At 69.3% G+C, this 6465-nt stretch carries 8 protein-coding genes; 3 read left to right on the top strand and 5 right to left on the bottom strand.

Annotated elements, in window-relative coordinates:
* Window positions 1-243 precede the first annotated feature (243 nt).
* Complete coding sequence (folD, locus tag D7V97_RS11370) at window positions 244-1095, top strand: bifunctional methylenetetrahydrofolate dehydrogenase/methenyltetrahydrofolate cyclohydrolase FolD (protein ID WP_120610632.1); 852 nt, start codon at window positions 244-246, stop codon at window positions 1093-1095.
* Between the two features lie 79 nt (window positions 1096-1174).
* Here the strand turns inward: folD and D7V97_RS11365 are convergent, their stop codons facing one another.
* Both D7V97_RS11365 and D7V97_RS11360 read right to left on the bottom strand, forming a co-directional pair.
* The gene (locus D7V97_RS11365) at window positions 1175-1657 is read right to left on the bottom strand and encodes a hypothetical protein (RefSeq protein ID WP_233582671.1); all 483 of its coding nucleotides are present in this window, start codon (window positions 1655-1657) and stop codon (window positions 1175-1177) included.
* Window positions 1658-1668: 11 nt separating this feature from the next.
* On the bottom strand, window positions 1669-1881 hold the full coding sequence (locus tag D7V97_RS11360; RefSeq protein WP_120610630.1) for a hypothetical protein: 213 nt from the start codon (window positions 1879-1881) through the stop codon (window positions 1669-1671).
* Between the two features lie 109 nt (window positions 1882-1990).
* Here D7V97_RS11360 and D7V97_RS11355 point away from each other — a divergent pair, with 109 nt between their 5' ends.
* Complete coding sequence (locus D7V97_RS11355) at window positions 1991-2926, top strand: ADP-ribosylglycohydrolase family protein (RefSeq protein WP_120610629.1); 936 nt, start codon at window positions 1991-1993, stop codon at window positions 2924-2926.
* A gap of 10 nt (window positions 2927-2936) precedes the next feature.
* On the opposite strand, the gene D7V97_RS46620 is transcribed toward D7V97_RS11355, so the two are convergent.
* From D7V97_RS46620 to metF, 3 genes are read right to left on the bottom strand one after another with little or no spacing between them, the layout of a single operon-like run.
* Window positions 2937-3992, bottom strand: a complete 1056-nt coding sequence (locus tag D7V97_RS46620; protein ID WP_199728774.1) for a hypothetical protein — start codon at window positions 3990-3992, stop codon at window positions 2937-2939.
* Complete coding sequence (locus tag D7V97_RS11345; RefSeq protein WP_120610628.1) at window positions 3989-4411, bottom strand: hypothetical protein; 423 nt, start codon at window positions 4409-4411, stop codon at window positions 3989-3991. The genes D7V97_RS46620 and D7V97_RS11345 overlap by 4 nt, the downstream gene beginning before the upstream one ends.
* Window positions 4408-5280, bottom strand: a complete 873-nt coding sequence (gene metF, locus D7V97_RS11340) for a methylenetetrahydrofolate reductase [NAD(P)H] (RefSeq protein ID WP_120610627.1) — start codon at window positions 5278-5280, stop codon at window positions 4408-4410. Before metF ends, D7V97_RS11345 begins: the two co-directional genes overlap by 4 nt.
* Before the next feature lie 97 nt (window positions 5281-5377).
* Between metF and gcvT the strand changes: the two genes are divergently transcribed.
* On the top strand, window positions 5378-6463 hold the full coding sequence (gene gcvT, locus D7V97_RS11335; RefSeq protein ID WP_120610626.1) for a glycine cleavage system aminomethyltransferase GcvT: 1086 nt from the start codon (window positions 5378-5380) through the stop codon (window positions 6461-6463).
* Window positions 6464-6465 lie beyond the last annotated feature (2 nt).

Here is a 6465-nt window from a genome sequence, read left to right as displayed (position 1 = left end):
GCGGGGGGGCTCGAAGGTGGCGGGGAAGTCGGTGAACAGCTCGGGGAAGTCCTGGGGTGCGGCGTGCTGTTCGTCGAAGTAGTGGCCGGCGGCCACGCCCGCGATGAGGGCGAGCACGATGGCCCAGGGCCCGCCGATGAGGAGGCCGACCATGAGTCCCAACATCGCCCCGAGAACTTTTCCTGCACCCATGGCTTCGCTTCGCTCCCTTGCCTCCGGGCAGTTTTGCATAAGGTGCGGCGCATGACGGCCCAGTTGATCGACGGCAAGGCAGTGGCGGCGCGCGTGCGGGCGGAAATCAAGGCGGAGGTGACGCGCCTGAAGGCGGAGCGCGGCATCACCCCCGGGCTCGCGGTGGTGCGCGTGGGGGAGGATCCCGCCTCGAAAATCTACGTGACGGGGAAGAAGAAGGCCGCCGAGGAGGTGGGCTTCAACTCCTGGGAGCACCACCCGGACGAGACCATCACCCAGGAGGAGCTCCTGGCGCTGGTGCACCGGCTGAACGAGGACCCCGCCGTGCACGGCATCCTCGTGCAGCTCCCGCTGCCCAAGCACATTGACGCGGACGCCATCATCTCCGCGGTGAGGCCGGAGAAGGACGCGGACGGCTTCCACCCGATGAACGCGGGCAACCTGCTGTTGGGGCGGCCGGCGACGCGGGCATGCACGCCCTACGGCGTGATGCGGCTCCTGGAAGAGGTGGGCTGCAATCCGGCCGGCAAGCGCGCGGTGGTGGTGGGGCGCAGCAACATCGTGGGCAAGCCCCAGGCGCTGATGCTGCTGCAGAAGGACGCGACGGTGACGGTGTGCCACCGCAAGAGCGACCTGCCGGCGGAGGTGGCGCAGGCGGACATCCTGGTGGTCGCCGTGGGCGTGCCGGAGCTGGTGAAGGGCGCGTGGATCAAGCCCGGCGCGGTCGTCATCGACGTGGGCATGAACCGCAAGGCGGACGGCAAGCTCGTGGGTGACGTGGAGTTCGCCGCGGCCTCCGAGCGCGCCTCGTTCATCACCCCGGTGCCCGGCGGCGTGGGGCCCATGACCATCGCCATGCTGATGAAGAACACGCTGGAAGCCGCGCAGCGCGGCGTGAAGTAGTCGGCTTCCCAGAGGCCTCCCTGCCCGTGATGGCAGGGAGGTGGGAATGCCAGACGTCATGGCATCCATCCCGCTGCAATCAGTTGCGAGCCCCCTGGCCCGGACGTTCCCGGGCGAGCGTCAGCGCCGGGAGCGCACCAGCCGCGCGGGCGCTGGCCCTGGGCGCAATGGCATTCACAGGCACCCCGGCCCAGACAGACAGCCGCTCCAGGGCGAGCGTCTGCTCCGCTTCCGGCAGGTCGAAGATGGACGCGCCGTGGTTGCCGGCCGGCGTGAAGAACCGGTACGAGTCATTGCGCCGGCTCACCTCGAACGCGTTCGTGGACCAGGGGTCGTTCTCTCCGTAGATGAAGAGCATCCGCTGGCCGAACGCCTTCACCCACGTCTCGATGAGCGGAATGGAGAAGGGATTGAACGGGTAGGGCTTGATGGAGAAGGGCACCAGCGAGGCGGGCGCGTACTGGTGGGGATGGTGCAGCAGCCCCTGGAGGTGGTGCTCGTCGGAGGTGTAGCTGCCCAGCTGCGTGCCGGCCTGGAAGTAGTAGGGCGCGAAGAAGTCGATGTTGGAGTCGGTCAGCGCGAACAGGCCCGCGACGTGAGGCCGGGAATCGCCTGCAGCGCGGCGACGACGGCGTCCGGGGTTTGTGTGTCCAGTGCCAGGGATTGGACACGGGCGTCGGGCGCTGGCGCTGTCTCCTCGGGAGTGGGCAGCCCCTCACCACAGGCCTGGAGCGCCAGCGTCAGCGCGCTGAGCAGCAGGGCGGGTCGTCGGATGGACTTCAGCATGTGTTGTATTCCCCTCGGGGGTCCGGTCCGGGGGAATTTCAGGCCGGTTTGCGACAGACGGCGTTTGGACTACAACAGTGTGGCTCGTACGACGAAAGGACGTCTGAGGATGGTGGGCCGCGAAGAACGTATGGCGGGAGGTCTGTATGGGTTGCTCATTGGCGATGCCCTGGGCGTTCCGTATGAATTTCACCGTCCTGAAGACATCCCTGCGTCGGAGGCCATTGAGTACACGCCACCGCCAGGGTTCCGTCGCGCGCACGACGGCGTCCCGCCCGGCACCTGGTCGGATGACGGCGCCCATGCGTTGTGTTTGCTGGATTCCCTGACGCACCAGAAGCGACTCGATTGCGAAGACCTCGGCCGGCGACTGGTGAACTGGCATGAGTGGGGCTACCTCGCCGTGGACGGTCAGGTGTTCGATATCGGGATGCAGACCCGCACCGCGTTGGAGCGGCTGCGCGGCGGCGCTCCCGCGCTCCTCGCCGGGCCGTCTGGAGAGAAGGACAACGGCAATGGCTCCCTGATGCGGGTGTTGCCGTTGGCGCTATGGCATCAGGGCAAGGACGCGGCCCTGGTCTCGGATGCGATGGCGCAATCGCGCGTGACGCACGGGCACCTGCGCGCCCAGGTGTGCTGCGCGGTGTATTGCCTCTGGGCCCGGCGGATCCTTCAGGGCGCGGAGTCACCGTGGAACGAGGCCGTGGCCACCTTCCGTGACCTGTATCCGGAGGAGTTCCCCGCGCGCGCGGAGCTGGAGCAGCACATTCGTCCGGAGGACCTGACGCCGGGGCAGGGGACTGGCTACGTCGTGGACTGCCTGCGCTCCGCGCGCGACTGCGTGGAGAAGGGCCGCACCTACGAAGAGGTCGTCAAGGCCGCCATCCGGCTGGGCCGCGACACGGACACCACGGCCGCGGTGGCGGGCGGCATCGCCGGCCTGGTCCACGGCCTGAAAGGCATTCCGGACCGCTGGCGTTCCATGCTGCGCGGCGAGGAGTTGGTGGCGCCGCTCCTTCAGCGACTCCTGAAGGCCACGGGCTGACGCGGCCCCTTCAGTCCGGGAAGATCTCCAGCACGTCCTTCAGCATCGCGGCGCCCGTGCCACGCGCACCCTGTTCGGCGTTGATGATCGTGTTCACGCCGTGCAGGTCGCTGCGGAACACCGCGCCCATCTCCATCGCGCCCAGGCGGGAGAGGGGATGGGCCGCGTCCACGCCGGTGGGCCGCACGCTCCACTCCCACTTCCCACCCCCGAGCGGCTCCCCACGCGCCAGCAGCAGCACCTGGCCGCCCTTCGCCCGCGCCGCGTCCAGCTCCGCGCGCGTCACGCCGCGGATGCCCGTCACCGCCACGTCCTTCAGCGTCGTGGGCACGCGCATCACCGCGTTGGCCAGGATGACCAGCTTGCTCGCCGTGTCCCAGCCGTCCACGTCCAGCGACGGATCCGTCTCCGCGATGCCCAGCGCCTGCGCCTCCGCGAGCGCCGCTTCGTACGTCTTGCCCTCCGCCATGCGGCACAGCAGCAGGTGGCTGGTGTTGTTGAGCACGCCCTCGAACCGGCCCAGCTTCCCCAGGGCCAGGTCCCCGCGCCCCAGTGACACCAGCGGCATCGCGGCGCCCGCCGCCCCACTGAAGCGCAGCGCGGGCCGGCCCGGCGACTCCAGGTCGCTCATCGCCGCCAGCTCCGCGTACCCCAGCACCAGCGGCCCCTTGCTCGCGAGCACCGCCGGCATGCCGCGCAGCAGCGCGTCCCGCGTGATGTCCAGCCCGGGCTGCCCGTCCTTCAAACTCGTGGGCGTGGCCTCCAGCAGCAGGTCCGCCTTCACGTCGCGCACCAGCGCCCGCCCGCTCATCCCCGGCCGGCCCACCACCGGCAGCGATGCCACGGAGCCCTTCGCCCGCTTCACCTCCAGCACCGACGCGAGGTCCAACCCGTTCGGCGACACCGCCGCCCCGCCCGAGTCCGCCATGCCCACCGGCAGCAACTCCAGCCGGTAGCGCTCCATCAGCAGCGACGCGCGCGACTGGAGGATCTCCAGCAGCGGCACGCCCACGTTCCCCAGGCCCGTCAGGAGGAAGCGCACGGTGCGCACGGCGCGAACGCTCATGGGGCGAAGGCCTCGCGCACCCCGTCCCGGCGCAGCGTGAAGAGCATCCACGCCGCCACTGGCACTCCCACGAAGCAGCCGGGCGTCAGCGTGTACATGGCGCAGATGGCACCCACGATGGCCAGCCCGTACCCCTTGAGGTTCATCGCGTTCCACGCGCCCCAGATGGCCAGCACCCCGCAGAGCACGCCGACCACGATGGCCAGCGTGAAGCCCAGCGTGAACTCCAGCACCGCGGGCGTCTGGCCCGGAGCGGAGAAGGGGGACGCCACCTTGAGCGCCGCGAGCACCGTGGCCAGCAGGCTGAAGACGACGTGCAGCACGCCCACGATGAGCTGGAAGAACGCCGGGAAGCGCACCATCAGGTACACCCGGATGCGCGGATCACCCGGCCGCAGGTCTGGTCCAGGGCCGCTCACGAGCGGGCCCTCAGCGCGCTCACGATCATCCGCGTCGCGGGGGACTTGTTGAGCGTGTAGAAGTGGATGCCCGGCACGCCGCGCGCCAGCAGCTCCATGCACTGCACCGTGGCGTGCGCCACGCCCAGCTGCACCACCGCGTCCGGCTGATCCTTCACGCGCTCCATCTGAAGCGCCAGGCGCATGGGCACGGTCGCGCCGCACATGCGCGTGAAGCGCTGGACCTGCTCGTAGTTGGTGATGGGCATGATGCCGGGGACGATGGGGACGTTGATGCCCGCCCGTCGCGCCCGCTCCACGAAGTCGAAGTAGAAGGCGTTGTCGAAGAAGAGCTGCGTCACCACGAAGTCCATCCCCGCATCCACCTTGGCCTTCAGGTGTTTGAGGTCGTCCTCGCGCGACGCCGTCTCCACGTGCCCTTCCGGATAGCACGCACCCCCGAGGCAGAAGTTGAAATCCTCTTCTCGGACGAATCGCACCAGCTCCTCGGCGTAGCGGAACCCGCCCGGCACCGGCTCGAAGGTCTGCTGCCCCTGCGGTGGGTCCCCGCGCAGGATGAGCACGTTCTCGATGCGTGCCGCGGCGAGCCGGCGCAGCACGTCACGCAGCTCGTCCCGGGTGTGGCCCACGCACGTCAGGTGCGCCATGGCCTCGATGCCGGTGTGCTGCTTGATGTGGGTCACCAGCTCCACCGTCCGGTCCCGCGTGCTCCCGCCCGCGCCGTACGTCACCGACACGAAGCCCGGGTTCAACGGCGCCAGCTCCTCCACCGTCCGCAGGAGCGAGGCCACGCCCGCGTCCGTCTTGGGAGGAAAAAACTCGAAGGAGAAGCAAGGCTGGGAGGGATTGAGGCAGTTACGGATCTTCATGTCCGCAGCAGTTTAGACCTTCTGCGTCGGCCTTGATCGGAGAAGGTGCATCGCTATAGTCCGCGCCGTTTCACCACCCCCCTTCCAGGAGAAGTCAATGACCCGGCGTACGCCCCTCAACGAGGCCCACCGCAAGCTGGGGGCCCGGATGGTCGACTTCGTCGGTTGGGACATGCCGGTGCAGTACACCTCCGTCATCGCCGAGCATGAGGCCGTGCGCACCGCTGTCGGCCTCTTCGACGTCTCGCACATGGGCGAGATCGAATTCGCGGGCCCCGGCGCGCTGGAGACGGTGAACCGGCTCATCTCCAATGACCTCGCCCGCTGCCAGGACGGCCAGGCCGTCTACGCGGGCCTGCTCAACGACCTGGGCGGCTTCGTGGACGACGTCGTCGCCTACCGCTTCAGCCCGGAGCGCATCCTCATCTGCGTCAACTCCAGCAACCGCGAGAAGGACTTCGCCTGGATGAAGGCGCGCGCGGAGGGCGTGGCGCCGGTGGACCGGGGTGACGAGTTCGCGCAGATCGCCGTGCAGGGCCCCAAGGCCGTGGCGCTGGTGCAGCGGCTGACGAAGGCGGACCTGTCCAAGGTGGGCACCTACCGCTTCACCGAAGGGGAGGTCGCGGGCGTGAAGTCCATCATCTCCCGCACGGGCTACACGGGCGAGGACGGCTTCGAGCTGTACTGCGCCACCGACGACGCGGTGAAGCTCTGGGACGCGCTCCTGGAGGCCGGGCAGCCGGACGGCGTGAAGCCCTGCGGCCTGGGCGCGCGCGACTCGCTGCGCACGGAGATGAAGTACGCGCTGTACGGCAACGACATCGACGACGCGCACACCGCCCTGGAGGCGGGCCTGGGCTGGATCGTCAAGCTGGACAAGGCGGGCGGCTTCATCGGCAAGGACGCGCTCGTCGCGCAGAAGGCCGCGGGCGTGCAGCGCAAGCTCGTGGGCTTCGAGCTCACCGGCGCCGGCATCCCCCGCCACGGCTACCCCATCCTCAAGGACGGCGCCCGCGTGGGCGAAGTCACCAGCGGCACGCAGGGCCCGTCGGTGAAGAAGCCCATCGGCATGGGCTACGTGCCCGCCGCGCTGGCCGCCGAGGGCTCCACCTTCGACGTGGAGATCCGTGGCCGCGCCGTCCCCGCCATCGTCGTGAAGACCCCCTTCCTCAAGAAGTCCTGATT

The sequence above is a fragment of the Corallococcus sp. CA053C genome, assembly GCF_003611675.1.
In the GTDB taxonomy this organism is placed as follows: Bacteria; Myxococcota; Myxococcia; order Myxococcales; family Myxococcaceae; genus Corallococcus.
This window is presented reverse-complemented; position numbering and strand designations above follow the sequence as displayed.

Excerpts from the sequence above, each read along its gene's own strand:
- folD (WP_120610632.1), top strand. The coding sequence starts at position 244 with ATGACGGCCCAGTTGATCGACGGCAAGGCAGTGGCGGCGCGCGTGCGG.
- D7V97_RS11360 (WP_120610630.1), bottom strand. The coding sequence starts at position 1,881 with ATGCTGAAGTCCATCCGACGACCCGCCCTGCTGCTCAGCGCGCTGACG.
- D7V97_RS11355 (WP_120610629.1), top strand. The coding sequence starts at position 1,991 with ATGGTGGGCCGCGAAGAACGTATGGCGGGAGGTCTGTATGGGTTGCTC.
- D7V97_RS46620 (WP_199728774.1), bottom strand. The coding sequence starts at position 3,992 with ATGAGCGTTCGCGCCGTGCGCACCGTGCGCTTCCTCCTGACGGGCCTG.
- metF (WP_120610627.1), bottom strand. The coding sequence starts at position 5,280 with ATGAAGATCCGTAACTGCCTCAATCCCTCCCAGCCTTGCTTCTCCTTC.
- gcvT (WP_120610626.1), top strand. The coding sequence starts at position 5,378 with ATGACCCGGCGTACGCCCCTCAACGAGGCCCACCGCAAGCTGGGGGCC.